26 protein-coding genes and 1 pseudogene are annotated in these 26,495 nt (G+C 55.2%); 7 read left to right on the top strand and 20 right to left on the bottom strand.

Annotated features, from left to right (window positions below; genetic code table 11):
* Window positions 1-338 precede the first annotated feature (338 nt).
* Window positions 339-512, top strand: a complete 174-nt coding sequence (locus BLV81_RS23845) for a hypothetical protein (RefSeq protein ID WP_176992715.1) — start codon at window positions 339-341, stop codon at window positions 510-512.
* A gap of 10 nt (window positions 513-522) precedes the next feature.
* On the opposite strand, the gene BLV81_RS02655 is transcribed toward BLV81_RS23845, so the two are convergent.
* Entirely contained in the window at window positions 523-879 is a 357-nt protein-coding gene (locus BLV81_RS02655) for a DUF167 domain-containing protein (protein WP_092352117.1), read from the bottom strand.
* Between the two features lie 185 nt (window positions 880-1,064).
* Window positions 1,065-2,045, bottom strand: coding sequence for a fused MFS/spermidine synthase (locus tag BLV81_RS02650; protein WP_092352115.1), 981 nt, complete (start codon window positions 2,043-2,045; stop codon window positions 1,065-1,067).
* A gap of 160 nt (window positions 2,046-2,205) precedes the next feature.
* Here BLV81_RS02650 and BLV81_RS02645 point away from each other — a divergent pair, with 160 nt between their 5' ends.
* Entirely contained in the window at window positions 2,206-2,976 is a 771-nt protein-coding gene (locus BLV81_RS02645; RefSeq protein WP_092352113.1) for a hypothetical protein, read from the top strand.
* 30 nt (window positions 2,977-3,006) lie between these two features.
* Here BLV81_RS02645 and BLV81_RS02640 read toward each other — a convergent pair whose 3' ends face one another.
* From BLV81_RS02640 to BLV81_RS02605, 8 genes are all read right to left on the bottom strand, one after another.
* Window positions 3,007-3,942, bottom strand: coding sequence for an alpha/beta fold hydrolase (locus BLV81_RS02640; protein WP_092352111.1), 936 nt, complete (start codon window positions 3,940-3,942; stop codon window positions 3,007-3,009).
* A gap of 104 nt (window positions 3,943-4,046) precedes the next feature.
* Window positions 4,047-5,114, bottom strand: a complete 1,068-nt coding sequence (locus BLV81_RS02635; RefSeq protein ID WP_176992714.1) for an alpha/beta fold hydrolase — start codon at window positions 5,112-5,114, stop codon at window positions 4,047-4,049.
* Between the two features lie 413 nt (window positions 5,115-5,527).
* Entirely contained in the window at window positions 5,528-6,100 is a 573-nt protein-coding gene (locus BLV81_RS02630; protein WP_143036250.1) for a DUF6529 family protein, read from the bottom strand.
* Window positions 6,101-6,162: 62 nt separating this feature from the next.
* Entirely contained in the window at window positions 6,163-6,861 is a 699-nt protein-coding gene (locus BLV81_RS24135; protein ID WP_092352105.1) for a CDGSH iron-sulfur domain-containing protein, read from the bottom strand.
* Window positions 6,862-6,968: 107 nt separating this feature from the next.
* Window positions 6,969-7,352, bottom strand: coding sequence for a cupredoxin domain-containing protein (locus BLV81_RS02620; protein ID WP_092352103.1), 384 nt, complete (start codon window positions 7,350-7,352; stop codon window positions 6,969-6,971).
* Between the two features lie 3 nt (window positions 7,353-7,355).
* Window positions 7,356-8,261, bottom strand: coding sequence for a metallophosphoesterase family protein (locus BLV81_RS02615; protein WP_092352101.1), 906 nt, complete (start codon window positions 8,259-8,261; stop codon window positions 7,356-7,358).
* A gap of 79 nt (window positions 8,262-8,340) precedes the next feature.
* On the bottom strand, window positions 8,341-8,730 hold the full coding sequence (locus tag BLV81_RS02610; protein ID WP_255364888.1) for a c-type cytochrome: 390 nt from the start codon (window positions 8,728-8,730) through the stop codon (window positions 8,341-8,343).
* 772 nt (window positions 8,731-9,502) lie between these two features.
* Window positions 9,503-10,396, bottom strand: a complete 894-nt coding sequence (locus BLV81_RS02605; RefSeq protein ID WP_092352099.1) for a transporter substrate-binding domain-containing protein — start codon at window positions 10,394-10,396, stop codon at window positions 9,503-9,505.
* Between the two features lie 530 nt (window positions 10,397-10,926).
* Between BLV81_RS02605 and BLV81_RS02600 the strand changes: the two genes are divergently transcribed.
* Complete coding sequence (locus tag BLV81_RS02600; protein WP_092352097.1) at window positions 10,927-11,409, top strand: hypothetical protein; 483 nt, start codon at window positions 10,927-10,929, stop codon at window positions 11,407-11,409.
* Complete coding sequence (locus tag BLV81_RS23455) at window positions 11,409-11,726, top strand: hypothetical protein (protein ID WP_143036249.1); 318 nt, start codon at window positions 11,409-11,411, stop codon at window positions 11,724-11,726. The genes BLV81_RS02600 and BLV81_RS23455 overlap by 1 nt, the downstream gene beginning before the upstream one ends.
* Window positions 11,727-11,804: 78 nt before the next feature.
* On the opposite strand, the pseudogene BLV81_RS02595 reads toward BLV81_RS23455, so the two are convergent.
* Window positions 11,805-12,187, bottom strand: a pseudogene (locus BLV81_RS02595) (transposase); the annotation flags it as partial.
* Window positions 12,188-12,521: 334 nt separating this feature from the next.
* Here BLV81_RS02595 and BLV81_RS02590 point away from each other — a divergent pair.
* The 3 genes from BLV81_RS02590 (at window position 12,522) to BLV81_RS02580 (ending at window position 16,647) form a co-directional block, all read left to right on the top strand.
* Window positions 12,522-14,840: a DUF6600 domain-containing protein gene (locus BLV81_RS02590; RefSeq protein WP_092352095.1), complete on the top strand. Its 2,319-nt coding sequence runs from the start codon at window positions 12,522-12,524 to the stop codon at window positions 14,838-14,840.
* A 392-nt stretch (window positions 14,841-15,232) separates the two neighbouring features.
* On the top strand, window positions 15,233-16,042 hold the full coding sequence (locus tag BLV81_RS02585) for an MlaD family protein (protein WP_255364886.1): 810 nt from the start codon (window positions 15,233-15,235) through the stop codon (window positions 16,040-16,042).
* A complete protein-coding gene (locus BLV81_RS02580; RefSeq protein ID WP_092352091.1) occupies window positions 16,039-16,647 on the top strand; it encodes an ABC-type transport auxiliary lipoprotein family protein in 609 nt (202 codons plus the stop codon). Before BLV81_RS02585 ends, BLV81_RS02580 begins: the two co-directional genes overlap by 4 nt.
* On the opposite strand, the gene BLV81_RS02575 is transcribed toward BLV81_RS02580, so the two are convergent.
* The 9 genes from BLV81_RS02575 to BLV81_RS02535 form a co-directional block, all read right to left on the bottom strand.
* On the bottom strand, window positions 16,644-17,195 hold the full coding sequence (locus BLV81_RS02575; RefSeq protein ID WP_092352089.1) for a cytochrome b: 552 nt from the start codon (window positions 17,193-17,195) through the stop codon (window positions 16,644-16,646). The genes BLV81_RS02580 and BLV81_RS02575 overlap by 4 nt on opposite strands.
* Before the next feature lie 264 nt (window positions 17,196-17,459).
* Entirely contained in the window at window positions 17,460-17,912 is a 453-nt protein-coding gene (locus tag BLV81_RS02570) for a chromate resistance protein ChrB domain-containing protein (protein ID WP_092352087.1), read from the bottom strand.
* Window positions 17,913-17,989: 77 nt separating this feature from the next.
* The gene (locus tag BLV81_RS02565; protein WP_092352085.1) at window positions 17,990-18,616 is read right to left on the bottom strand and encodes a LamG domain-containing protein; all 627 of its coding nucleotides are present in this window, start codon (window positions 18,614-18,616) and stop codon (window positions 17,990-17,992) included.
* Window positions 18,613-19,242: a superoxide dismutase gene (locus tag BLV81_RS02560; protein WP_176992722.1), complete on the bottom strand. Its 630-nt coding sequence runs from the start codon at window positions 19,240-19,242 to the stop codon at window positions 18,613-18,615. The genes BLV81_RS02565 and BLV81_RS02560 overlap by 4 nt, the downstream gene beginning before the upstream one ends.
* A 144-nt stretch (window positions 19,243-19,386) precedes the next feature.
* Window positions 19,387-20,550 carry a chromate transporter gene (locus tag BLV81_RS02555; RefSeq protein ID WP_092352081.1) on the bottom strand — a complete coding sequence of 388 codons (1,164 nt, stop codon included), beginning with the start codon at window positions 20,548-20,550 and terminating at the stop codon, window positions 19,387-19,389.
* A gap of 2 nt (window positions 20,551-20,552) precedes the next feature.
* Window positions 20,553-21,503 (bottom strand): chromate resistance protein ChrB domain-containing protein, encoded by a 951-nt coding sequence (locus BLV81_RS02550; RefSeq protein WP_092352079.1) that lies wholly within the window; start codon window positions 21,501-21,503, stop codon window positions 20,553-20,555.
* A gap of 1,048 nt (window positions 21,504-22,551) precedes the next feature.
* Complete coding sequence (locus BLV81_RS02545; RefSeq protein ID WP_092352077.1) at window positions 22,552-24,726, bottom strand: xanthine dehydrogenase family protein molybdopterin-binding subunit; 2,175 nt, start codon at window positions 24,724-24,726, stop codon at window positions 22,552-22,554.
* On the bottom strand, window positions 24,723-25,196 hold the full coding sequence (locus BLV81_RS02540) for a (2Fe-2S)-binding protein (protein ID WP_092352075.1): 474 nt from the start codon (window positions 25,194-25,196) through the stop codon (window positions 24,723-24,725). Before BLV81_RS02540 ends, BLV81_RS02545 begins: the two co-directional genes overlap by 4 nt.
* A gap of 324 nt (window positions 25,197-25,520) precedes the next feature.
* Window positions 25,521-26,477, bottom strand: coding sequence for a GlxA family transcriptional regulator (locus BLV81_RS02535; protein WP_092352073.1), 957 nt, complete (start codon window positions 26,475-26,477; stop codon window positions 25,521-25,523).
* Window positions 26,478-26,495 lie beyond the last annotated feature (18 nt).

Genomic DNA, 26,495 nt, shown 5'->3' with positions numbered 1-26,495 from the left:
ACAACTCGGTTGTACGCCGACAATCGACGTAAATGCATGGCTTCTCTCGGCCTTATGTCCGGCTAATTATGACAATCAATGGGGTGAATTCGTTCTGCCAAACAGCCTATTTAAGCGACATCGCACAATCTTTGTATGCGACTCATATTATCATACTGTTATAATAGTTGCGGCGATATGGCCTGCAAGCTTCGATGGCAACGATGTGCTGATTTCCAACAGGAGGCGGTGCGGGTAAGTTGTATCAAGCGCGATGAAGAGGAAATCGAGTGCAATGCGGACAAGGTTGAAGGCTTGGTCTTAAAAACGTATTTTCTGAAAAAATTTGATCGCCAAGAATGAAAAAAAATGAAATTTGTGACGAAAATTGGGCGAAGCGCCTGGAACAGCGCCCCGAATTGCATGCTGCTGGCATCTGGCAAATTAGACGACTGTCGATCAACGATTATGCGCGGCAGATGTTGAGGACTAGCCAAGAATATTTCATCGAAAATAGGCGCGAAGATGTGTAGTTGAGCCGCGTCAAACCAAGGTTTCCAGTTCCTGCTGGGCAATGACGGCAGGCAGCCGCTTAGGGGCTTTGATGCGCAATTGCTTATTGACATTCATGCGGCCAAACACGACTTCGATATCCGATGTCGCCACGCCGAACTCTCCAGCAAGGAAACGCACCATATGGTCGGTTGCCTTGCCGGCGCGAGGCACCGCCGTGACGCTGACTTTGAGCTGATGTCCTTTGAACTTGCCAATGGCATCTTGTTTTGCGCTCGGTTTGCCGAGAATATTCAAAACAAGTATCTCGCCATCCCAGGAAAAACCGGATTGCCGAACTGAGCGATTTGTTTTGGCAATTCCTGCATTGTCTTTGCTGCGTTTCATCACTGCTTATCACTAGGGCCTGTTAACATTCAATTTGGGAGATGCGTTCAAACCAAAACGTGCGCTGGCAAGGCGCGTGGCGTAGCTGGGGCTGGTGCCCCAGCAAGCCATGCAACGCGGCCAGGTCGCGTCGCTGCGCCTAGGCACGCAACGCCTGCCGCGCGTTCGCACTCCCAAATTGAATGTTAACAGGCCCTAGGCTTGGTGCGTGAATTGGCGCTGGTCAAGCATGCAATCCTGTTCAATCGGCGTTGCAGCAGAATACTCCGGGCGGTCGGATGCAAATCGACGGTGTGCTGACAGACAAGGCCGCGGAGCCGTCCCGCCACGACCTGATCCGGCAGGTCTAACATCGCTCCCTTGCATGCGAAAACAATCGTGTTCGTCGAGTCCTGCGCATCGATGGCAATGACAGCATCGTTAAAACTATGGCGGATGCGATCGAGGATGATGTTGTTCTTCGATTCGGCGTGCAATAGATTGACTGCCATGATGCCGTCTGGCGCCAATGCATGATGGCAGTCGTCATAGAAGAATTGACTGCACAATTGCGCAGGTTGCCCCGTTCTTTCGAAACCATCCACGATCAGGACATCAAACAGGTTGGCGGCGTCGTTGACGAAATCTGCCCCATCCGCACAGAGCACCTGAAACCGCGCATCGTCTTTCGGGATGCAGAAATGCTCCCTTACGGCGATGACTTCCGGATCCTTCTCCACCACGACAATGGATGCTTCCGGCAGATAGCGATAGCAATATTTGGGAAGGGAGCCGCCGCCCAAGCCGATCATGGCAATTTTTTTCGGATCGGTATTGAAAAGCAGGAATCCCATCATGGTTTTCGTGTACCCCAGCACAAGCTCATCCGGAGAATTCGAGTCCATCTCGCTTTGCACCGACCAAATATCAAAATGCAAAGATGCCGCGTTTTTTTTCTGATAAATGAACGGCTTTCCATTATTGGAAAGCGATAGCAGCTGATCAAAGCGGTCTAAAAGCATGGCGATGTAAGCAGTCTTGGTTGGCGATTTTTGTGCGGGGAGCAAGGATTCGATGTAGTCACGCATGGGGCGCATGCGTTCGGCTAGAGGAAGCGAGGTGTTTTGCTCGAAATGAAGACGCTCCAAACAGCTCTTTTCTGCGGCTGAGAACAAACGGTGGGGCATGAAATGTACTTTTAGCTATAAAGCGTTAATTATCATTGTATGATAATACTATAATCATTATTTAACCATCGCATACAAATATAATACAAATATGAATTTGAAAAAAATTGCCGGGAAATCGCAGTTTTACAGTTAAGGCCGATACGAAAGATAAAGTCTGATGGGAAGAATTGAGAGTGCAGTGCGGGAGCAACACAGCCAGCATAGGCTGCCAGAGATAGCGGGAAGTACGAACAATCGTGAGCATGGCAAGACCGAGCCTGCCACAGGATATTTGATAACAGGGCGGCAAGCACCAGGAACGGTTAGGGAAAGTTTGAGTGAGCACCCCTGTGCGTTATTGGTGTTCGATATCAGTAGAGCGCATTCCATGAGGGCGCCTGCGACGCACACCTCTGACGACGGCACGCCGGGCGTGAGGCAACATGTCAACGTGATCGATTGCCTTTATGTGAATCCGATAACCGGAACCTACTTGCCGGTAGACCGGCGGGTAATAGTGTCAGGAAAAGGGCGCAAGACTGCGCAACAGGCTGTCGGGGATATGCTAGTCAATGTCGTGCATCGACAGCGGCTTCCTTGTTCGGTCGTGCTGATGAATAGTTGGTGCGCGACGCGTGATTTGATGCTGCTCGTTGAGCGTTTGGGAAAGACGTATTGGTGTCGCATAAAAGATAGTCGATTGGTGCATGCTGGCGGCCCGGATGAAAACTATCGGACGGCGAACGACATTGCATTCGATAGCGATGCGTTGGTACGCGGCAAGGTGGTCACGCTCAAGAGGCTTCCCGAGAATCACAAAGTCCGACTATTTCGGATCACTGTCGACAGTGGCGCTGTCGAATATATTGTCACGGACCAATTAACTCAAGATGCGACGAATGCTGCCCAGTTGATGCGCGGTCTTTTGCTTAACCGAACCGTCCCTTGAGGTTGACTAAACGCCACTGCCGGCCGCCATTCAAGGCATGGCTGTGGCGAGGGCCGGATGCGATGTACCCTGCTGACTAGCATGTCCTCGTGCATGGATGCGCTCAACAAAATCTGCTATCAGCGGCGCTATCACCGGAAGACATTCTTCCAGCGCGAAGTGTCCGGTATCCAGTAGGTGTAGTTCGGCGCCCGGTACGTCGTCAAGATAGGCCCGTGCACCGGCCTCCAGGAAGAACGGATCGTGGCGACCCCATAGGATCAGTGCCGGTGGCCGGTGTGCACGCAGCCATGCTTGCCATTGCGGATACAGCGCGACGTTGGAGTGGTAATTCAGGGCGAGATCGATCTGGATCTGCGCTCGTCCGGGCAGGTCGAGAAAATGCTGGTCGAGTGTCCAGCCTTCGGGTGCGATGTGCTCCGGATTCGCGGCACCAGTGAGATACTGGCTTCGCGTCACCTCAAGCGTCAGGATATTCAACACGCTGTCCTCAGCACCTTTCACACCAGGTCGCAATGCGGTCATTGCCTGCGCCATCGGACTCAAGCCTGTCGTGTAGGCGTTGCCGTTCTGGATCACCAGACCCTCGATCCATTCCGGATGCCTTGCGGCCAGCCGAAAGCCCACCGGTGCACCGAAATCAAACAGGTAAGCCACGAAGCGACCCAGCCCGAGCGCACGACAGAAACCCTCCATCACGTCCGCCAGCCGTTCAAAGGTATAGGTGAATGGCCCGCCCAGCGTGGAAGGTAGCGGGGCGTCGCTGTGACCGAAGCCAGGGTAGTCCGGCGCGATCAGGTGATAGCGATCGCCCAATGCATCCATCAATCGGCGGTATTGATGCGATGCGGACGGAAAGCCGTGAAGCAGGAGTAAGGTGGGAGCGTCCTTTGGCCCTGTTTCCCGGTAGAAGACCTGGACGCCATCGACATCAACACGGCGGTGTGTGACCTGCGGAATGTTCATCAAGACTCCAGAAAGATGAGTGACTGTGAAAGATGGCTGCGGCTAGTAGGCTGAGATAAAGCGCTGCCTCGCGTACGGTTCGTGGCTGCATGCATTGTCATTGACTATTGCACGCTTAACTTCGACACCTTGCTGCCGTCCTCAATTGGGAAAAAATCCTTCAGCAAACTGAAATACTCATCCGTTTCTTCCACCCAGGGCCGGTGACCGCTGCGCTCGAAGACAACCAGCCTGCTGCTGGCGGCAGGCAAGGCTGCTTTGATTTCACCGGCTATCTTGGGCGTGCCGACACGATCGTAACGGCCGACGCAGACCAGAGTCGGGACCGTGAGGAATTGCATGCGTGAGCGCGGATCATAGCGTTTCATGGTACCGCCCACCTGCCACTCCGGATCGTCGCCTATAAAACTAAGGTAAACGTTGGAATTCGAGGCGTCCGCCGTGTCGCCGGATTGATAAAGCTTACGTTCCATGTCCGGATCGCGCCAGTAGATGTCGAGTTCCGTCTTTCCGTACAGATCTTCATATTCATCGGCGCTCGATTTAACCCCGCGTGTCCGGAGCTGCATCAGTTGCTCCCATATCTCGGGAAACTGATTGCGCGCAGTGAAATTTACGCTGTCGATATTCTGTTGCCAGCTCTGTGCATTAAGCAAGGTGTCGGATAAGACCAGCCGGGCGACATGCTGCGGATATTTTAATGCGTAGGCGAGCGCGGGCATGCCGCCGTATGAATGACCGATCACCGAGATTCGTTCATACCCAAGCGCGATGCGCAGAGCTTCGATGTCTTCCGCGTCGCGTTCTACGGTGTATTCCGAAGAGCGTTGCGGCTCCAGTCTATCCGACCGCCCCCTGCCGATGTTATCCAGATACACGACGGTATGTTCAGCGGCTAGCCGCGAAAACCAAGGGTGAAACGAGGTATGGCTTGAACCGGGTCCGCCGGCGACCAGAAAGACCGGCGAACCGGAACCCTCGGTTTCATAATAGATTTTGCCAAATTTCGAAGGCGCAAACTGCCCTTTACCGTGAATCTCTATCCCGTTCTTCGCAGACGTCTCCGAACTGGCTTGCGCCTGAGCGCTTACGGGAAGCCAGGAGCACGTCATTGCGGCCAATATAAGTGAGCCGATTCTCAAAACACCGCGCTGGCTTGATTGCGATTTCATTTTTTTCCTTTCGTTTATCGAAAAAATCCTTTGCAAAAAAAATATAGCAAGAAACATATTATTGCCGCGGAGAACTATATCCTAACTTGGCGCCAATCGGCAAGACGCCAAATCGGCGTGAGATAGCACTCTGAAGTTGTTCTGGAACAGGCCAAATCCTTCTGCAATGAAGCGTGCTTGCCCGTCGCGCTGCAGCACAGGCGCTTGATTTCCGAGTAGGGTGGTGATTTACTGAGATGGGCCCGACGCCACTAATAAGATCAGACTAGCGTTTCATCCAATTTACGTGTGGAGGTTTGTCATGAGTATCGACATTCTCGGAATTGATTTGGCCAAACGGGTGTTCCAGTTATCGGCTTTGCTAAAGACCGAGGCGGCCAAATCACGCAAGCAAACGAACAGACATGCTATGTCTATATGCCAGCGCCAAAGGTACTGAAGTACCAGAATGCAGATGTAAGCCACAACCCCAGGAGAATGGAGAACAGCGCACTTCCCGCGAGTGGCAGCGCCCAGCCTCGAAAGCCGTTTGAGCGGACAATGAGAACCTTAGCGAGAACGGTCCCGTAGAGAAATGACCCCAGCAATGAGTGAATGTAGGCGCGGGCATCGTATGTCCCGAAGCCGAGCAGGAAGATGCAGTGGTAGGCCACTGGCAATGTCAGCAGGATGGCTGTGCGTCCGGACCAGCGATGCACCACATGGTAGAAGCGGCCCTTCGGCGGGAAGCGTAGCACTTCATAAATACGCGACGCTGTCAGCAACTGGCCCAATGCCAGCAGCAACGCAGCCGTTATCAGCCATGCCTTCATATGCAGGGTGTCGCTGAAGAATAGGTGAAAAAAAGGAGTTTCGTAGGGCTGCCTGACGGTCTTGCTCGCCACAAAACCGACGGTGATTGCGACGAATGCGACGAGCGCCAGAGGAAGCACAAGGAGCGCTCGACTGAGAACGGTCCGCCTGGTGGGATAGGTATTATCGCTCATTGATCTGTTAAACATGATCTGCACCTCATCTCAACGCCGAGCGCCGCGGTCAATTTATCGACTCAGTTCTTGTCGCTGAACCCGATCGACGCATGCGTGCCGTCGCAGAAAGGCTTGTTCTGCGACGCACCGCAGCGGCACAAGGTCACGCGATTGCGTACTTCGTATTCGAAACCATCGCCCCCGATCAGCTGGACTCCGCCGCGCAACCAAAGCGGCCCGGAGCACCCCTTGGCGGGGTCTTCGATCAGGCATATGGATGGCTCATACACCGGCTCGATCGGTTTGCCGGTCTGCTTGTCCCAAGCCACCAGCCGCCCCGAAGGGCAGTCGCAGACCTGGCCTAGGAACTGCTTACTCGCTGAAGGGTTGTCCGTTGCGCTGACGAGATTCCACACCCCTCCATGTGGATCGCAAAAGCGCGCGAACGCGCACAAGCTCTCGACGTCCGTCAATGACATCGTCGGACCTTGTATTACTTTGGCCTGATCGAGATACGGCTGGCGGCTCGCGGTTTCGGTGCCGTCAAATCCAGCTTTCGTATGCGAGCCGTCGCAAAATGGCTTGTTCGCGCTGCAGCCGCAGCGACACAACGCGTATTGCCCATGAGATGGATATTTCTGTTTCTGCTCCCACTTTACCGACTCGCCATCTTCGTTCGCGCCGATGATCTCCTTACTTAGAGCTACGTCGCCCGACACGATATACGGGCCGTTCTTCGAAATTTGAACTTTCGCGCCTTCGGGTTTCTGCTGGTTCATCTGAGGCCTCCGATTGGGTCGGTTAGGTTGGATATCCGCGCCGCTCTGTCCAACGCACCTTGATTATTTCGTCCCGCGTTGATTTCCTTGTAATTACAGAAAATGCATCAGCCTGTTACGGTTATTTTTCCATTCATTTCCTCGTGGCCGCTGCCACAGAAATTGTCACATAAAAAATCGTAATCACCGGCCTTGTCAGGTGTCAGCCTGACTTGAGTAACCTTGCCTGGCGGCAGGTCGGCGCGGATATTCATGTCCGGTATCCTAAATCCATGCACGAAATCCACGGAGGTAAACTCCAACACTACTGGCTCGCCCATTTTCAGGACAATCTGGTTCGGCGTATAGACGAATTTTTTGGCTTGAATTTTTATTACCCTTTCTTTTGCAACATTCTTTGTCTGCCCCCGGGCGTTGATGGCCGCCCCTGATAGAAGCGCCCCGATGCCGTAGACGGCACGTAAACATATCTGCCTTCTTGCATGATCCATGGCTTATGTCCTTGTCACGGGAAATTCAGTGATCTTGTAATCACTGTCTTTGCGTTCAGCTTCCACCTCTCGGAAACCGAGCCCTTTATTCGGCGCAGCGGCATCCCACGGTAACGGCGTGCGTTTATCTTGCGAGCCAGGTGCCGGCAATGGAAAAATGAGCGACTTGGCTGCGTGGTGCGCGATCTGTCCCGTCATGTGGTGATTTTCCTGGTGAATATGGCCATAGAACACCGTTACATTGCTGTATGGCGTCAATAAGGCAATCGCTTTGTCGCCATCGCGGGTGGCCCAATCCCATTTGGGTACCAGATCGAACAGGGGACGATGTGTGAAGACAATAATCCGCGCATCTTTTGCTTGTTTGGCAAGATCGTTTTTGAGCCAATCCAGTTGCACATCGCCAATACTTGCGCCGGGATCGGACACATTATCCAAAGCGATGAAATGCACTCCCTTATGATCAAACACGTAATTCGTCGGGCCAAAGTTTTCCTTGAATGCAGCTCCGTTATCGAGCGAAGCGTCATGCTCTCCCGGGATAAAACGCACCGTTTTTACTTTTAATCCGGCAGCAATCTCCTTGAACTCGGCCATACGCTTCCGACGTTCCTTCGGATCATCCGTCGTGTGGGTCAGATCCCCGGTAAAGATAATAAAGTCCGGTTGCACTTCAAGTGCATTGACAGTTGCAACCGTCTTCTTGAATGTGTTGAGTGCATCCGGATTGGCCGCGCCGCTATACCCCCAATGAATATCAGACAACTGAACGAAATAGAAATCCTCGTAAGCGGACGCCGCCGCCGTTTTGTCGGTCGTTGCAGCTTGCGTCCGGCCATATAGCCCGGAAATAAATACCGCACCGCCGCCGATAGCGGTCAGTTTCATAAAATTTCTGCGATCAATCATGATCTTTCTCCTTTAAATGGTTGGAATAGCTGCAGGGCAGATTGTTACGGAACAAGCGTTTAACAGGTCGGTCGAGTGCTTAGGGCTTCTCTTCTCGTCCCGCCTCCTTCTTCAAATAGGCAATCAAGTCGGCCCGATCTTTTGCGGCAGGCACCATGAAACCCATTTTTTGCCCCGGAATCAGTTTCTCGGGATTTGACAGCCATTTATCCAGCGTTTTCTCGGTCCATACAATGTCGGATGACTTCACAGCTGGTGAATAGAGATAATCAGCGTGACTGCCAGCCTTCCTGCCAAACAGCCCCTTATGTGCCGGCCCAACGCCGTTGTAGTCAATCGAGTGACAGGACATGCACATGGTTTGGTAGAGCTCCTGGCCGCGTATCGCATCGCCGGCAGCGGCTGCGGCACCGCTGAAGCCCATCAGCACGGCCAAGCCCAGGCCAAGGAATAAGTGATCTTGTTTCACGTCGAAATCCTTTCGATTTGCAAGTTTGTTGGCGGCCGGTCGATGTAATCCATTTCTGTAAACGCTATAACCCGGAACCGGAGGGAAATATTCCCGTCAATCTCGATTTATTCACCAGAAACCTGGCCGCCTTATTCCCGCAACGGGTTTTCCTCATGATCTTCTTCGGCCTGCGCCGCTTGTTCGAACGCTTGCAGGTGGGTGGATTGGGCATCGGTGATGGCCCAGTAAGTCATACCGTTGCGCTGCCAGTAGGCCATCGCATAGCCGTCCGAGGCCCGTGCGGCGGGAGTAGGTGTACCGCCGGCATCGGGAAAGATGTACAGGTCAATGGGGTGCTTTTGATAGCGATAGATCAGTACCGCACCAGTGTGTTATCTGGTGCCAACCGGGGGCGGCACTGCGCCGCAGCACCTCTTTTGCGCTGTGGGGCCTATCCATGTTTCCGGTTCTGGAAACACTGGTGCGTGTCGTCACTTGTATAACTGCCGGCCGTCGGAAGTTATTCTCGTCATATTTTTCTGCCTGCTCCCCATGGCAGGGAATAAAATCAAGCGCGCGCACGTATACCGGCGCCAGGAACACACAGGAATCCAACCAAGCGCGTGATTGTGTGGGGGAGGGAGGGACGGTGCCGGCGTAGCTTGCTGCTATTCAGTGGTTAACCTTGCCTCGATGCCGAAGCAAGGTTTTTTTGTTTGAGCATGCGATTTGGAATCGGCAATTGCTCGCAATGACCGAGCATGTCGTTTGCTCAGGTATTCGTCAAGCTTTACAGCGCTGGTTTGTCACTGCGCGCCTTGAGATTGGCTTTGAGCTGTTCGCTCATCGGCATGTTCAGATTCATTCCTTTTGGAGGAATCGGTGATTGAAACCACTTGGCGTAAAGCCTTGCGAATTCGCCCGACTTCATGAGGCGGGTTATGGTGCCATCGACCAATTTCTTGAATTCAGGATCATCTTTGCGAAGCATGCAGCCATAGGGTTCGACTTGCAGCGCATCACCCACGACTTCGAGCGAGTCGGGATTTTTGGAGTTCGCCATGAGGCCAAACAGCAGGATATCGTCCATGGCAAACGCCACGGCGCGATCATTTTCAACCAGCGCCAAGGAGTCGTCATAGTCTTTGCCCAAGACGACCTGTACGTCTAGATTGTTGTCGGCACTGTATTTGCGGAGTACCTTCTCGTTCGTGCTGCCGACGGTGCTGGCGACAGTCTTCTTTGCGAGATCGGCGTAGTTCTTTATGCCGGAGGTCTTCTTGGTCAATAGGCGCGTGCCGGTGTAGAAATGGCTAATTGCAAAAGCCACGTCCTTGCCACGCGCAGCGTTGTTGGTGGTGGATCCGCACTCCAGATCGTATGTGCCGTTGACCAGCAACGGAATACGGGTTTGCGAGGACACAGGAATGTAAGCCACTTCCAAGTTCGGCTTCTTGAGCTTCCTGCGCACATCATCAACGATGGCATCGGTTAGCTCGACCGAGAAACCAACGGCCTTGGTGGGACTAATCAAGTAGCTGAAAGGTACCGATGCCTCGCGGTAAGACACGGTGATTTTGTTGCTATCGGCAATTTTTTTGAGTGTCTGCGAGTTGGAATGAGAAGCGATGGCGGACAAGCCTGCGGCGAGGACTGTCGCTGCTACGAGATATGAGGTTTTCACGGGACTCCCTTGGAAGTATGAAAAGGACAAATAACTATCAACAACACACTGAAAAACGTAAAGGATGAGCGCCAATTTCCAGCGCGCCCACCCAACTATTATTGGAAACATAAAAATTATGCGCCCAGGGAAGGCGAATATTTTGCGCCAGATCAAAAAGTTGAGTCATGTTGCGAAATCGCACGAATTCCATCGTGGCGTTCCCTGCAAACAGGGTCTCCGAAGTCGTCTCGGTAATTGACCCGACTACCGCAGAGTAGTGCAGCCCAACAAGCAGCCCAGCCGACGTCCCTTCCTCAGCTTCGCTCCGGCGGCGCGGCGGCAACACGCACTTGGCATTTACAGTACCTTACTAAAAATTGATTTGGATCAAGTTGTCATTCCTCATAGAAGGCAGAGTCATTTGCGAAGTCGGTAGGTAAGCGAGTGCAATAAGGGGGGGGCACAGAGCGTGGCCCTGACCAATCGATTCCCCGCGTATCTTGCCTATCAATGGACTTATTCAATGGACTTATTAATAGGAGGGCGACATGATTCCGTTCAGTGATTTGATCTTATTTATCCATCCGACTTTCGGCATCTTGGGCATGCTGGCCGCAATATGGGTGTTCGTAGAAACACTGAATGCGTCCGAGGCCAACGCGGCGCGCATTCGCGGATTCGCGCTCGCTGCGGCCATATTCATTGGCCTAGCGTGGATCTTCGGCGGCTATTGGTATGTGAATTTCTACGCGCCGGAAAAGGCCATGATCCTCAAAGGACCTTTCCCGATGGCTCACAACTTCTTCATGGAAACCAAGGAACACCTGTTCTTCATCCCTCTGATCCTGGCCTTCTATTTGCCGTTTGCGGTGCGCGACCAACTGTATTTGAACACAGCGGCGCGCAAAATGGTGCTCGTGGTGACTGCGCTGATTGCCTTGTCGGCGTTCTCGATTGAAGGCGCCGGCGCATTGATCAATTACGGCGTCAAGGTGGCTGCCGTCCACACTGGTGTCAAAGGAGTCGAATAATGAACACGACCACAAGCAAACTAGATGGCATGTCATCCGCACTGGCGTTGGCGGCGGCCATCACGGTGCTCTTCAACACCAGCCTGGCCTGGTTCAAGGACGCCTACGCTCCCCTCAATACCTTCATGGCTCACCTCACCGGACATCATTGGATTACGCACGGACTGGCCGACGTACTCCTTTTCGTCGTCCTGGGATTGATATTCGCCAACAGCGGGACCGCCGACAAGATCGAGGCTGGCAAGTTAACGTTGACGTTGATCATTTCCGTCGTAGTAGCAGGCTTGGGGCTCGCGGGATGGTTTTTCCTGACTTGAAAATTGTTGCCTGAATGAGACGGAGAATGTGATGAGTAAGGACAGAAGTCTACGCATGCAGCGACTCGCAGAAGGCGTGTCGGCAACGGCGTCATTTTCCGCATCGAGCTTGGCGCGATAGCGATAGCAGGTTTGACTGATGCCGAATGCCTGGCATGCCAATCCAATGGTGGCTGAACGCTGGGCTACAGCCCACTGCGCCATCTCTCGCAGTTGAGATGGCGCTACCATTTTCTTGTGAGGGCCCCGGCAACGATCTCGGCCTTGAGCCGTTCTTCGGCATACATCTTCTTCAGACGCCGGTTTTCGTCTTCCAGTTCTTTCATGCGGGCCATCAGCGACGCATCCATGCCGCCGAACTTTGAACGCCATTTGTAAAACGTGGCATTGCTGATACCGTGTTCACGGCAAAGTTCAGGGGCAGGCGAACCGCCTTCGGCTTGCTTGAGGATGGCGATAATTTGGTGGGAGGATTACCGTCAAATCGCCCCCCGTTTAAAAACCAGATAAATGGTAAGATTTGTAACGAGTTAATGCAATTAGGTCGAGAAAACTGGAAATGGCCTATATTTAATTTGTGGCACGAGGCTATTAGCGCATTAAATGGACCTCATCATGGCTAGAAAAAAATAGTTTCTGCAGTGTTTATCGTTGGCGTGCTTGCTGCGTCGGTCTCGACTGCAGCCCTCGCAGACGATCATCGCAATCGCGATCGCGGCACTGGAGTCGCTCTTGCGGCCGGAATTCTCGGTGCCGTGGCGAGTGGATCGCTGATTGCCAACTCGCAGCCAGTTTATGCGGCGCCGCAGCTGCAATAACTCTGCACATCGGATCCTTCGAAAGGAGCCGGCCATGAAAGCAAAACTATTTGCACTCACATGTCTGCTATTCATTGCGGGTGTGCTGTTCGGCCCGTCGGCACTAGCCGATCCGCCCGGACGCGTCGGGCGATTGTCTTATATATCCGGTCCGGTTTCGTTCGCGCCGGCTGGGCTCGATACTGAATGGTCGCTGGCGGCGATTAACCGACCGGTTACCATTGGCGATCGTCTATGGTCGGACCAAGGTGGACGGGCCGAAGTCCATATCGGGTCCACGGCCATACGTTTGGGAACGAACACCAACGTCGATGTGTTGAATCTGGACGGCCGCACGACGCAGTTGCGCATAGTCCAGGGCACACTCAATGTTCGAGTGCGGCACGCCGCGCGCGATGACTTGTTCGAAATTGATACGCCCAATGCCGCCGTGCTTGTGCAGCGACCAGGCAACTACCGCATCGACGTCGATCCCAATGGACGGCAAACCGCAGTCAGTGTGCGTTTCGGAGAAGTCGAAGTGAGCGGGCCGGATGCGAACTTCCTGCTCTACGACGACCAGCAGGCCACGCTCTTCAGCGACTCCCCCGACTACAATCTGACACGGCTGCCGCCCTTGGACAGCTTCGATCGTTTTTGGCTGGCGCGTGATCAACGCCAGGATCGCGTTCGTTCGTTGGACTATGTTCCGGACGATATGACCGGCTATGAAGACCTCGACACCTACGGCTCCTGGGCCACGGTTTCGACTTACGGCGCGGTATGGTTTCCTGCGCGCGTCGCCGTCGACTGGGCGCCTTATCGCGACGGACGCTGGATGTGGGTCGAGCCTTGGGGCTGGACCTGGGTCGATAGCGCACCGTGGGGCTTCGCGCCGTTCCACTACGGACGTTGGGCTTACATACAGGGTCGTTGGGGCTGGTGCCCGGGAGACATACAAGCCCGTCCAGTCTATGCTCCCGCGCTGGTAGCGTTCGTCGGCGGCTCTGGCTTCAGCGCCTCGATTTCAATCGCCAGCGGACCGGTAGTGGGCTGGTTCCCGTTGGGTTACCGCGAAGCATACGTGCCGTGGTACTCGGTGTCGCCAACTTACGTGCGCCAAGTCAATGTGGCGAACGTCACCAACGTCACTAACATCACGAATATCACCAATGTAACGAACGTCACCAACGTCAATTATGCGAACCGCAATGTTCCTTCCGCCATGACAGTGGTTTCCGGCGCGGTGTTCACGCAATCCGGATTGGTTGCGCCGTCGATGCTGAAAACGGCGGCCGTGCAAGAACTGGCGCGTGCTCCGGTCATCCATGGCGGTGCGCCGATCGCACCGGCCCGGCAAAGTCTGAGCGCGGGGCCGGCCGCCGTGCGGCCACCGGCAACGGTGATCAGTCGTCCGGTCGTCGCAATCAATGCGCCCGCGCCACGCCCGGCTTCCTTCGCGGTGCGTCAAGCGGAAATTGCGAAGCAACCGGACAAGCCATTTCAGGTCAGGCCGCTTGAGCCCGCCGCAGCGCCGGTTGGCATAGCGCCGTCGAGCGCTGGCGCGCAAGCGCCAGTGCGGATGATCCAGCCACCACACGGGGGTAATCCGCAGCCTGCCGTGCAATCCAACGCGGGACGTCCGCCGGAAGGTCGTGCCATGCCTCAAGCCGGACAATCACCAGATCAGCCTCCAGCCGGCGCGCCATCTCGACCGCCTGAAGCTGTTGCGCCCAAGGGCCCGGCAGGGACGCCAAGCAACGTGTTGCCTCCGCCGCTGCACCCAGACGAACAAGTCCGTCCTGGCGCGCCGGGCGCAGTCCCGCATCCACCCGAGCCTCGTGGCCTGCAAACGGAAGAACGCGCTCGTCCGGTTGTGACGCCGGGCCGGCCTCCGGCAATGAAGACCCCCGAAGTGCCACGCGTGCCGCAAGCCGAGGAGCGCGTGAAGCCGGGCGCAACCCTGGTCCCGCCGCAACCCGGGCGACCAATCGAAGCACCGCGCCCGCCCCAAGCGGAAGAGCGCGTTCGTCCAGGACCACCGATTGCGCCACAACCGCAGCAGAACATACTGCCGCCTGTGCCGCGTCCCAGAGAGGAAATGGGTCTACCTCAGCCGCAACATCCCGTACCGCCGCCGCGCATAGAGGAACGTGCGCGACCCGCGCCCCCGCCACCCCAGCAGCCGCATCCGGAAGTACGGCAAGGTCCACCTCCGCAGGGAGTGCCGGCACCTTCTCCGCACGAACAGGGCAAGCCGCCCGAGTTGCACCGACCGCCTGAGAAAGACAAAGAGAAGCAAGAAGGAAATCAGTGAACGGAATGGGCTCGCGCGACGGCGCCCCGATGTGCAGCCGTTTTGTTGTGTGAGGTTCGCTGCGGCGCGCCCGGCATTTCATTAATCGGTCATGCGCGGCGTTCGCGTAGACAGCACCTCACCGGGTACGTCTCCGCCGAGCGAGGTTATCGTACTTTTGGTGCAGAATGATACAGTTAGATAAGAAATCAATCGCTTACAGTTCGCACAGAATTTCAAGCGGCGGTGATGTGTAACGCATTGTCGCGCAACGGTTTTGGACACGCTATGTACCAATATCGCGTGGCAATTGCAGGGATGACGGATCAGGCTGGCACCGGCCCAAGCCCCCGCTTGGCCGGCGAAGTTCGGGGTGGTCATGGAGGCGTTGCGCGATGAAAAACGATATCAACATGAAAGCGAGACTCGCGTTCGTGGCGTTCTTGCTGGTCTCGATTGTCGCTGCGGCAATCTGGTATTTTATTTCCGTAAGCGGCTATGTGAACTATCAGATCTCTACCCAGGAGTCCGTCTCCGGCCTCATTGCCGATGCTCCCGTCGAATTCCACGGGGTCGATGTAGGAAAGGTGAAAAGCGTCAAGTTGGTCCATCCGCAATCAGTGCGCATTTTGTTGAGTATCGATAAGACTGCTCCTATCACTTCGGCCAGTGTCGCGACAATTACCTCCCGTGGACTCGCAACGCGAGGGTTTACCGGCTACGTCTACATTGCTATCGAAGACGTCGGCACCGATGCGCGGCCACTGGTCACACGGCCAGGCGAATCTTATCCGACAATACCGACCGCGCCGTCGAAATCAATGACGCTCGATACGACGCTGAATCAGGTGAACGAAAATGTACAAGTAGTCACAGAAATGCTGCAATCGATACTTGACAAGAAGACCGTAGCATCGCTGAAACAATCCGTCGACAGCCTGCAGCAAGTGACCACGGTACTGGCGGCAAATACCAAGAAGCTGAACTCGATCGTCGCTAATACCGAGCGCGCGAGTCATCGTCTTGAGCCACTGCTGGATTCGAGCCATGAGACGGTGAGAGCGCTCCAGACGCAGATCTTGCCGGAAGCTCACAAGACACTATCCAACCTCGATGGCCTGTCCAGTTCCTTTACTGGCGTAGCGACCAAGATCAATCGAGACCCGTCGATCTTGATTCGCGGCGCCACGCCGCCACGGCTTGGGCCCGGGGAAGAGAAATGAAGGTCGATATGGCCAAGGCGGCTTTGGTCGCACTATGCGTCGTCCTATTTTCGGGTTGTACCATGTTTTCGCCGGTTGACATTTCCACCAAGAAGTATGTGCTGAACCGCATCCCGCTCGATCTGCCTAAGCAACAGACTCACTCCGAGACTCTGTTGGTCTTGGTCCCAGAGACCGATCCGATCTATGGCACCACGCAAATGGCCTATACGACCCTGGCTTATCAAATCGCGTATTTCAGCCGGAATGAATGGGCGGAAACACCATCACAGATGATTCTGCCCCTAATCGTCGCGACAATTTCGAACACGCACTATTTCAGGGAGGTTCTGTCGCCTCCCTATTTCGGTCGGCATACTTTCGCGCTGCGCACCGAAATCCTGGAGCTTAAGCAGGACTTCACTTCGGACCCAGCGATGCTGCAGTTCACGATGCGCTTCTATTTGAGTCGCGAGGCAACGAATCAGGTTATTGCGACCAAGGACGTGTCGGTGCGCGAAGCGATGCGAGAAAAGAACCCTTATGCAGGAGTCGTGGCGGCCAACGAGGCTGCGGCAAAAGTATTGCGGGAACTCGCTACATTCGTGGTCGAGAAAGCGCGTTAGGGTAGCATTTTGCGTAAGGTATCGTCCTTGAATACGAAATGATGCCTCAGTGCTGCGCCCACATGGACGAATATGAAAAGGATAAGCACGTAAGCGAACCATTTGTGGATATCGATGAGTCGCTGAAACAGGTAGTCGTCATGAGGAAGGAGGTCAGGCAGCGTGAATAGACCCAGGAACGATACCGGGATGCCAGCGGCGGAAGACATCAGCCAACCAGTCATCGGTAAGGCGAACATCAGTGCGTAAAAGGAAAGATGAACAAATCGGGCGGCGATTTTTTGCCAATCAGGCAGTTGCGCAACCAGTTGCGGCAGTATATGTGTTACACGCCAAGCCAAGCGCACTGCGAGTAAAGCGATTACCAGCAAGCCGAACTCCTTATGATAGAGAATCAGCGTGATCTTTTTCGTATTGAAACCGACATCGGGCAGTGCGACCATGTAAAGACCCAATGCCGCAAGTCCAATGATAAGCAAGGCCATCGACCAGTGGAGCAGAATCGCGACCGCCCCATAGCGATCTTCGGTGTTCTCAATAGGCATCATCGCTCGTGTTCCGTTATCGTTTCCGTTCGTTTGTGCCCAGTATGACACTGGCAACGCTAAATTCAAATGTTGCCGCTGCTAACGGAACTTATCGTACTTTTGGTGCAATTTGGTGTGGTTAGCTAAGAAATTAATCGGCGAATCAATCATTTGCAGTTCACACAGAATTTCAAGTTGCGGTGATTTGTAGCTCGTTGTTGCTCAACGATTTTTGGTTGCGCTCCGTATTAATCCGCACCAAAAGTACGTTAACCCCAGCATGGGTCACATTTTCGGCGGCCATTTGTGTGTTTCACTTTGACAATGCTTGCACCATGCATAGAGTGCGTCGTACATCACCATGCCATGCTTGAGCATCTCGTGGTCATCGCTGAAATTCTGCGACAGCCCCAGCGACAACGCGTATAGCCCAGCTGATTGCGGCGTCAAGTCAAGGCGTGATGTATCAGCTCCGCGCACGATGAGAGCAAGCTGCTGCAATGCCGGATCATTGAGGTGGTATTTCTTGAGGAAGGCGTCGAAGCTGCACAACTCGCCGTCGTGGCTCAGTTCAACGCCAGGTATGTCGTAGGGAATCGCGCCGGTCTCGCCGGCAACGCGCAGCACGTCACCGGGCGGAACGTATAGAAATTCGGCTTGCGCATCGATAAAGCGGACTACCAGCCAAGGGCAGGCGACGCGGTCGATCTTTGGGCGCTCGCGAGTAATCCATTGCATGGCTTTCTCCTTTCATGACGTTAAGAGGCATGAGCCAGGGTTTACATTGAAAATATCCCGGTCATTCATGCGGAAGATCATTTCGTTACCTTTGCTCGGTCATCGAACGTCCCGGATTTAAAGTCGTCAAACTCTGTCACGCTATCGGCCTTTGTCCATACTCCGACTCGACCAGCAGCGGTAATGTGGCTGTCGTCAGTCTCGATATAGCGCTTGCCGTCTAGTAATACCGTGATGTGCGCGCCCTTGAAATCAACACGCAGGTGATGCCACATATGTGGTGCAACGGGCGCATCCACGTATTGGATAGTGTGACGGACGCCGCTAGAGGTGTAGTAGAGGGAAGCGTTGTTTTCGAGTGCGTTGGCGCGCGCCACGTAGTAATTGTCGCCGTCTTGCCAGCGCCACACTATGCCGCCAGCTTGGTCTTCTCGTCCAGCAAGCGGCATGAATTTCACTTCCACAAAGCCGTCGGCAAGCATGATGTCTGGCTTCACGCACCAAGGGAAGGGGGCGTTGCCGGACTGCTTCAATACCCGCCTGCCGGATGGCGCGGCTTCCGATGCCCACTTCGGCGTACCGCCACCTGTTGATCCGCACTGCCAGCCCGCTGGCGCAGATGCTGCCGTTTGCGCTTGCGATTCCTGACCGCCGGCGGCGTAAGCAGCGGTCGCGGTAAGCACGGCAACGACGATGCGGTTCATGTTCGACTCACCTGCCGGGCGGTCTCGATGCGACGGGCAACCACCTCCCATTGGATATTCTTGAAGAAGGCGTCGATGTACTTGGCCGCCGCCGCACCGTAGTCCATCTGGTAGGAGTGTTCGTACATGTCCATGACCAGCAGCGGTAGGGTTGCCGCTGGTCCGTGAGCGTGGTCCGCGAGCCAGTAGTTTTCTAGTTGATGGGTGTGCGTGTTGAAGCCGAGCATCACCCAGCCGGAACCGCCGCCCAGGCCAGCGCCAATGCGACGAAATTCGGTTTCCCAGGTATCGAAGCTGCCGAAAGCATCGGCAATCACTTTACGTTCTGTTGCGCCGGCTTGGCCGTTACCGCCCAGATTGTCGAAGTAATCCTCGTGGAACACCACCGAACCAGTCCGTAGCAGATGCTCGCGCTTCAGGGCGTTGTAGATGTAGGGCGGCGTGTCTTTGTTAGCCAGTGCTTCGGCTAGATGTTTCTTTACCACCTCTAATGCCTTGACCGAGCCGCCATAGTTGTTTTCCCAATGCGAGCGGATCAGGCGTTCCGATAAGCCGCTCAATTTGGCGGGGTCAAAAGCGAGTGGCTTTAGCGTTGTCTGGCTCTCGAAGGCATGCAATGTGGGCATGATGGCTTTCTCCAAAAGAGGTTGGGTGGTGGCAGCCGTGGTCGTACCAAGCACGGCCACGGTCACGGCGGCGGTGCACAGCAAGGATCGACGTTGAAGATCGGGATGCTCGGTCATTGAGTTGACTCCTGGTAGTGAACTGGTTCAGCGATGCATCAAGGGGTAAATCACTATCCCGATCAGCGCAGCGCCGATCACGATAATGGGTTCAGGCAGTTTCTTGAATTTCCACAGCAGCACTGCGGTCACAAGCGCCAGCAGCGCTGTCGGGATGTCGGTGATAGACCTCTGCGCGATCACCACTACCGAACCAGCAATGGCGCCGATGGCCGCCGCCGTGATGCCATCAACGAAGGCGATCAGCGCCGGCAGCTTGCCGTACTTCTTGAAGTAAGGAGCTGCGATCACAGTGACCAGATAGCATGGAATGAAGGTCGCCACGGCTGCCAGGATGGCGCCAGGCAAACCGCTGATCAGGTAGCCGATGAAACCTGTAGTAATAACTACCGGGCCGGGGGTAATCATGGCAACGGCCACGGCATCGACAAACTGTTTGTCGTTGAGCCAGTGATGTTCGGTGACGATGCCGCCATAGAGGAAAGGCACGATGGCCAGGCCCGAGCCGAACACGAAGGCTCCCGCCTTGGTAAAAAACAGCGCGATCTGGATCAGCGTATTGGCATCGGTTGCAGAAGCCAGGGCAATATTCGGTAATTGCGCAGGTAGCAGCACTGCCAGGTTCGACGTGCCGAATTTGGGCTTGCAGCGGATCAGCCAGACCAGGATGCCGGCGCCAATGAACAGCAATGCAATCTCCGACTGCGTGACGATAGTCACGGTTGCCAACAATACGAAGATGCCCCACAGCAGTTTGTCGCGACCGATGTTCTTGCTGGCCAGCTTATGCGCGCTGATGGCCATGATGCCGATCACCGCAGCACCCACGCCGTAGAACACGGATTGCATCCAGGCCAGTCCGCCGAACCCGACGTAGGCCCACCCCAAGGCGACCACCATCAGGAATGAGGGCAGCACGAAGGCAAGCCCTGCTACGGTCGCTCCGCGAATCCGAAAGTGCACGAATCCCAGATAGATTCCCAACTGTGCGGCCAGCGGGCCAGGGGCGATCTGCGCCAGCGCCAGTCCTTCCTTGTAGTCGGATTCGCTGATCCAGCCACGCCGCTCCACCAGGTCGCGATGCATATAGCCAACCAGTGCAACCGGTCCGCCAAAGCCAAACGTGCCCAGGCGCAGAAAGTACAGCATGAGTTGCCACAAGGTGTATGTTGGTTTGCTTGTTTCGTCCATGATTACGATTCCTGGTGCGGCACGGTTTCTTGTTGGAAGGAACTCAGCAGGCCATCAAACACGCTGCTGGCGGTCGCCAGAAGTTGATCGTCATCGGTGATGGCTTCACGCAGCCCGGCCAGGACACTTTCAATTCCCACGGACTCAGGTGGTTGTACGCCGCCGACATCGAGGTAATGCACCAATGCGCCAAGACGCTTGAGTGCTGCTTGCTCAAGGCCGAAGCTCGCCAACAACACCTCGAAACTGACACGGCTACCAATGTGACTGAAGGTCGCGCCGTCGAAGTCGAAACCCAGGGCGTCGGCGGGGCAGTCGCCAGGGGACGCCAGCCATAGCAGCCGGGCTTGCGGGTCAATGAAGCGGCGGATTAGCCAGGCGCAGGCCAATCGATCCACCCAAGGGCGGCGGCGAGTTGCCCAAGTACGTCCCTGATATTGGCTCAAGGCCAGAAGGGAGATCGTTCCATTAACTGGATGAGGTTCGTCCGGGGCTAGCACGCGGGCTGCGCTGAGCTCTAGTTCTTGCAGGGTCGCATCGGTTTGCCGATGCGCTTCACCAGGAAAGAAGTCGATATCGGCAAGGCTGGCAAAAGTCTTGCGCAGCTTACGAATCTGCTTAAGCGTGTCCAGTACCGTGTCGGTCGTGAGTGTTTCCCGTACCTTGACGGCATCCGCCAGCAATGCCGCGTAATCCTCGCTACGGTCGAACAAGCCAACGAAATTAGCGTCATCGGGTTCCTCAACGCGCAGCACAAAGGCGGTGCCGCCACCTGACAGCACGTCAGCGGCGACCATTTCCAACGTATTGCGGCAGGTATCGCGCTCCGGCATCAGATAAACGCCATCGCGCAGCACGGCGGCGCCGCTTGCCTTGAGTGCGCGCCAGGCACGCATGCGAGCCGTTGCGTTCTCAGTTGGTAGGCTGGTAATGAGTGAGATATATGTATTCATGTAGATAATCCTACACAATAGTAGAATTATCTACAAGTTTACTTTTAATGAAAAGTGAGTTGAAAAGATCAAGGACATGAGTGGAATTACTTGAACGGCAGAACACCATGCGCTTTACGACGCCATGGCAAATCGAGGCGCTTTTCGAGAATTGCCGTTTCAGGCCCCGTAAGCCCCGTGTTTTTTTAAGCAGTAACGGGGACGATTTCCGTTGCGTTGATCCAGTTCTCACGCGTATGGAGGAACGCTCTAAGTTAAGGTCCTGCGGTGATGCGAGTTTTTTAGTCGTTTGTTAGCCTGGCCGGCACTTCAGAGCGTGCGTCAGATTCAATTGACGACGTGGTGGCATTTGTGGAGGCCAGCAATAAGCGAATTGCTGAGATGGAAGCCAAAGCAGAAAAGGACGGAAGGTTGTGTAATGGCGCCTGTTTAGCCCATGTGGTTTTTCGTTTGAGCGCTCAAGCCATGTAAATACCGTCGATAGACGTCGTTTCCTGCGGATCGCATTTGACATAATACAAATTATGCGAACATGATGTAGTAATTTTGGTGTTGCATTTCCTAGCTTTTTAAAGCAACACGCCAAGCATAAATGGTATTTTTCAGTGTTGCCCAAATTCACATAATGCAGAGATGCTTATACAACTGTCCGGCACCTCAGTGCCTCAAAGCCTACGTGGCCCGGTCTTGGTGGATCGGCACGGCATCGCGCGCTACTGGGCCGCCGTTTGGGCGACGATGGCTGCAGAGCAGCTAGCTGACTCCACCCATGTCAAAAAACTTCGCTACATCGAGCCAGTACGATTGAGGCACTTTATGAGTTGCTGGACCCAGCATCAGGCCAGAATCCATTTCTCCGAGAGCCGACGCGATGGCGTGTATTTCTGGCATTCATATTGGGGTGCCTCAGAATCCTTTGCCAATACAATATGATCTACATAAGCTCGGATTGATGGAGCGAGCGCTCGCGCGGCCTTGTCTCGGGCCATTATTCCAATCAACGTATGAAGCTCGGCGTGAGTATGCTGGACCGGCATGGCATGCTGCGCTAAGGCTTTGACAAGTCATTGGCACTCACCGGCAATTTTCGGATTCGTTGGCCCGTAGCCGCAAAGATCGCATTGGTGACAGCCGGCGCCAGCGCAGATGTCCCGGCCTCTCCTATGCCTCCGGGATTCTCCGAGCTTGAGACGATGTGCGCCTCGATCACAGGTGCCTCGCTCATCCTAATCACCCGTACATCATGGAAATTCGATTGTTCAATTCGGCCATCCTTAAGCGTCGCCTGGCCGAAGAGCACGCCGCTAATCCCGAAGATCACCGCGCTCTGCACCTGCGCTTCAACTGTATTAGGATTTACGACAATGCCGGGGTCCACAGCGCAAACAACTCGCTTGACGGCGACAGTCCGATCTTTTGCAATCTGCACTTCCGCAACCAGGGCCATGTAGGTGCCGAATGCGTACTGCAGCGAAATGCCACGGCCATGGGCTGAGGGGAGCTTCCTGCCCCAGCCCGCCTTTTGCGCCGCCAAGAGCAGGACTGCTTTTGCACGGGGATTGTGGTCCAACAAGGCCGCCCGGAATGCCACCGGGTCTTGCTTGGCCGCCGCCGCCAATTCATCGATGCAGCTTTCGACGACGAATATGTTATGCGTCGGCCCAACACCACGCCAGAATGCAGTGGGTATGGGCGGCTCGTGATTGACGTAGTCAACCAGAATATTGGGCAGCGCGTACGGTGGTTGCACTGCGCCGTCGACTGTCTCTGGATCCCAGTCGTCCTTGTAATATGGCGGCGCAAAACGCTTGATGATGGACGAACCAGTGATGCGGTGATGCCAAGCGACCGGCCTCCCCTGTACGTCAAGTCCCGCGCTAACGCGATCAAAAAAGTAGGGGCGATACATGTCGTGCTGGACATCCTCTTCACGCGTCCATATGACCTTAACAGGACCGTCTACGTGCCGGGCAATCTGGACTGCGCGCGTAACGCTGTCAAACTCGAGCCGACGTCCAAAACCTCCACCCAGGAGGTGATTATGCACAATCACCTTTTCCAGCGGCAGTCCCGTTACTGCCGCCGCCGCGGCCTGCGCACGCGTGAGTACCTGGCTTCCCAGCCAGACTTCGCAGCTATCGGACCGGACGTGAACCGTGCAGTTCAGTGGCTCCATGCAGGCATGGATAAGGAAAGGAAGTTCGTATGTAGCTTCGAGGCGGATGGTCGCGCCCGCCAGAGCGGCGCTGAAATCGCCTTCGCTGCGTGCCACCGCGGCGCGGCCCATGGATGCCTCCCGCATGGATTTCACAATCTGGGTCGTATCAACCTTTCCGTTCGGCCCGTCGTCCCACTCAATAGCCAATGCAGCGAGTCCTTTGCGAGCGGCACCCATGTGGTCTGCCACAACTGCCACACAGTCTTCAAGGCGCACAATTTGTCGCACGCCTCGTACCGCGAGCGCTTTAGCGTCATTCGCATTACGCAGTTTTCCACCGGTGACCGGGGATTGGGCGAGCGTTGCCACCTTCATTCCAGGCACTACGACATCAATGCCATATTTCGCAGAGCCGTTGACCTTCATGGGAAGGTCAAGGCGTCTTGCCGGCGTTCCGATGAGTTTGAATTCATCCTTGGGCTTCAGCGTTATATTTTTAGGCGGCGGCAGCTTGGCTGCATCGGCGACCAAGGCACCGTAACTCAACCTTCGCTTGCTATCGCTATGAATCACCTCTCCGCGCGCGGCATAGCAGGATTCTGGGGCAACACTCCATCGTTTCGCTGCAGCTTGAATAAGTAACGTGCGGGCCACAGCACCAGCACGGCGCATGGGCTCATAGGCACCACGAATGGCGTTGGAATTGCCGGTGGACTGGAAGCCGAACATCGGGTTGGCATACAGCTTGTCGCTGGCAGGCGCGTGTTCGACCCGCACGGACGGCAGATCGATTTCAAGCTCCTCGGCGATCAGCATCGGAATGCTGGTGTACGTCCCCTGCCCCATTTCCACATAGGCGACAGTCACCGTCACCTGGCCGTCGGGCTCGATACTGACGAAGGCGTTGGGTGAAAACGCCGCCAGCTCGGCGGACGCAATGGCGTCCGCCGACGTAGTGTAGCCAATGCCGATCATCAACCCGCCACCCAGCGTCGCTCCTACTCTCAGGAACTCTCGGCGCGAGACGACCGGACCTGCATCGCTAAGTAGGCGATCGAGTATCATGCTTGCTTCTCCCCAGATTGAGACAGCGAGCGGGCTGCATCCTTGATCGCCGTCCGGATGCGCAGGTACGTTCCGCATCGACAGATATTGCCGTCCATGGCCGCGTCGATATCGGCATCGCTGGGTTGCTTGTTCTTGGCCAGCAAGGCCGCAGCGGACATTAGCTGGCCGGATTGGCAATAGCCGCATTGCGGCACCTCGTGCTCAAGCCAAGCCTTTTGCAGAGCGCTACCGATGCGATTTCCCGAAAGCGACTCAATGGTGTTTATGTTCTTGCCTGCGACCGAGTCAACGGTGGTTATGCATGAGCGCACCGCAAGGCCGTCAATGTGCACCGTGCAGGCCCCGCACATGCCAAGGCCGCAACCGAATTTGGTGCCTGTCATCCCTAGCACATCACGCAAGACCCAGAGGACCGGCGTGTCCCCGTCCACCTCGACGGACTTGCTCTCACCGTTAACCTTCAGCATTGCAGGCTCCTTAGCAGATGCAGCACATTGCGCGGTATTCGGCCGGAAGCACCTGGCCGGCATCCGAATTTTGTTTTGCAAACAATTGTATGAGTGGAGGAGCCCGTCAGCGGGACAAAAACACCTATGTTTTAGGCCAACATAGGTGCCGCCCTTGGCCGTCCATTTGACGACCGATCTCCCCAGACGGTGGCATTTTCATCAACTGCAAACTGTCGGTAGGCTGCGGCGATGTCTCTCTCACCTTCCGGACAAACGCCGATGGCATAGGGGTGGACACTACCTCCCACCAGCTTGAGCTCTTGCCGCGGTGCAGTGAGCAGCCTACGCATCGCTCTGTTCTTCTGTTGCCATGCGCGCGTTGCGTCGAACAACCTGTGGTGGCTGCCCGCAAATACGCAAAAAGGCGCGCCGCATTCTCTCACTGTCCACAAATCCATTCTCTGCAGCGATGACTTCTATTGAGTGCCTGCTTTGCTCCAACATCAGGCGGGCCGCCTCAACCCGCAGATGTTCAATCGCCTTGGCCGGCGACTGCCCCGTTTCAGAGTGGAAGACCCTGCTAAACTGGCGCCGGCTCAGATTCGCAGCTTCAGCCAGATCATCAACGGTTAAAGTCTTCTTAAGATTGCGCCGTGCAAAGTCAAGCGAACTTTGAACGCGATCAGACCTCGCATCCATATCCAGCAGTTCGGAGTGTTGCAACTGGCCGCCGGCACGCCGATGGGAGAGCACGAGCTTTTTCGCGACGGAGCGCGCCAGATCCCGGCCGAAATCCTTTTCGACCATTTCCAGCGCCAAGTCGATCCCAGCACTCATACCGGCTGATGTCCAGACCGGGCCATCGATAGTAAAAATCCGGTCTGGCTCTAGCTTTATTTTGGGATAGCCTTCTTTGAGTTCACTGGTTGCTAACCAGTGGGTTGTCGCGCGGCGTCCGTCCAGAATCCCGGCCTGCGCAAGAATAAATACCCCGGTGCATATCGAAGCCACACGGCGCGAAGATTCCCTGGCCTTCACCGCAAAATCTACCAGCCCAGGCGTCGCGGTAAACGTCGCCATTCCACCGCCAAATATAACCGTGTCAAAGGTAGGTTCCCCGAAGGGTTCAGTCTGGACCATCATGCCATGAGAGCTGGGGATTAGCCCGCCCGTTTCCGAAAGGACCTCGATCTCATAGAGCTCCTTTCCTGCGGATATATTGGCAAATTCAAAGACCGAGAGCGCGGCCATATACATCAGCTGAAATCCCGGTATGAGGACAAAACCTATCCGTCGCATAATTGAAAGATCCCCGTG

The organism is Collimonas sp. OK242 (genome assembly GCF_900107095.1).
Classification (GTDB): domain Bacteria; phylum Pseudomonadota; class Gammaproteobacteria; order Burkholderiales; family Burkholderiaceae_D; genus Collimonas.
The sequence above is the reverse complement of the archived record's forward strand: the minus strand, read 5'-3'. Positions and strand labels throughout refer to the sequence as shown.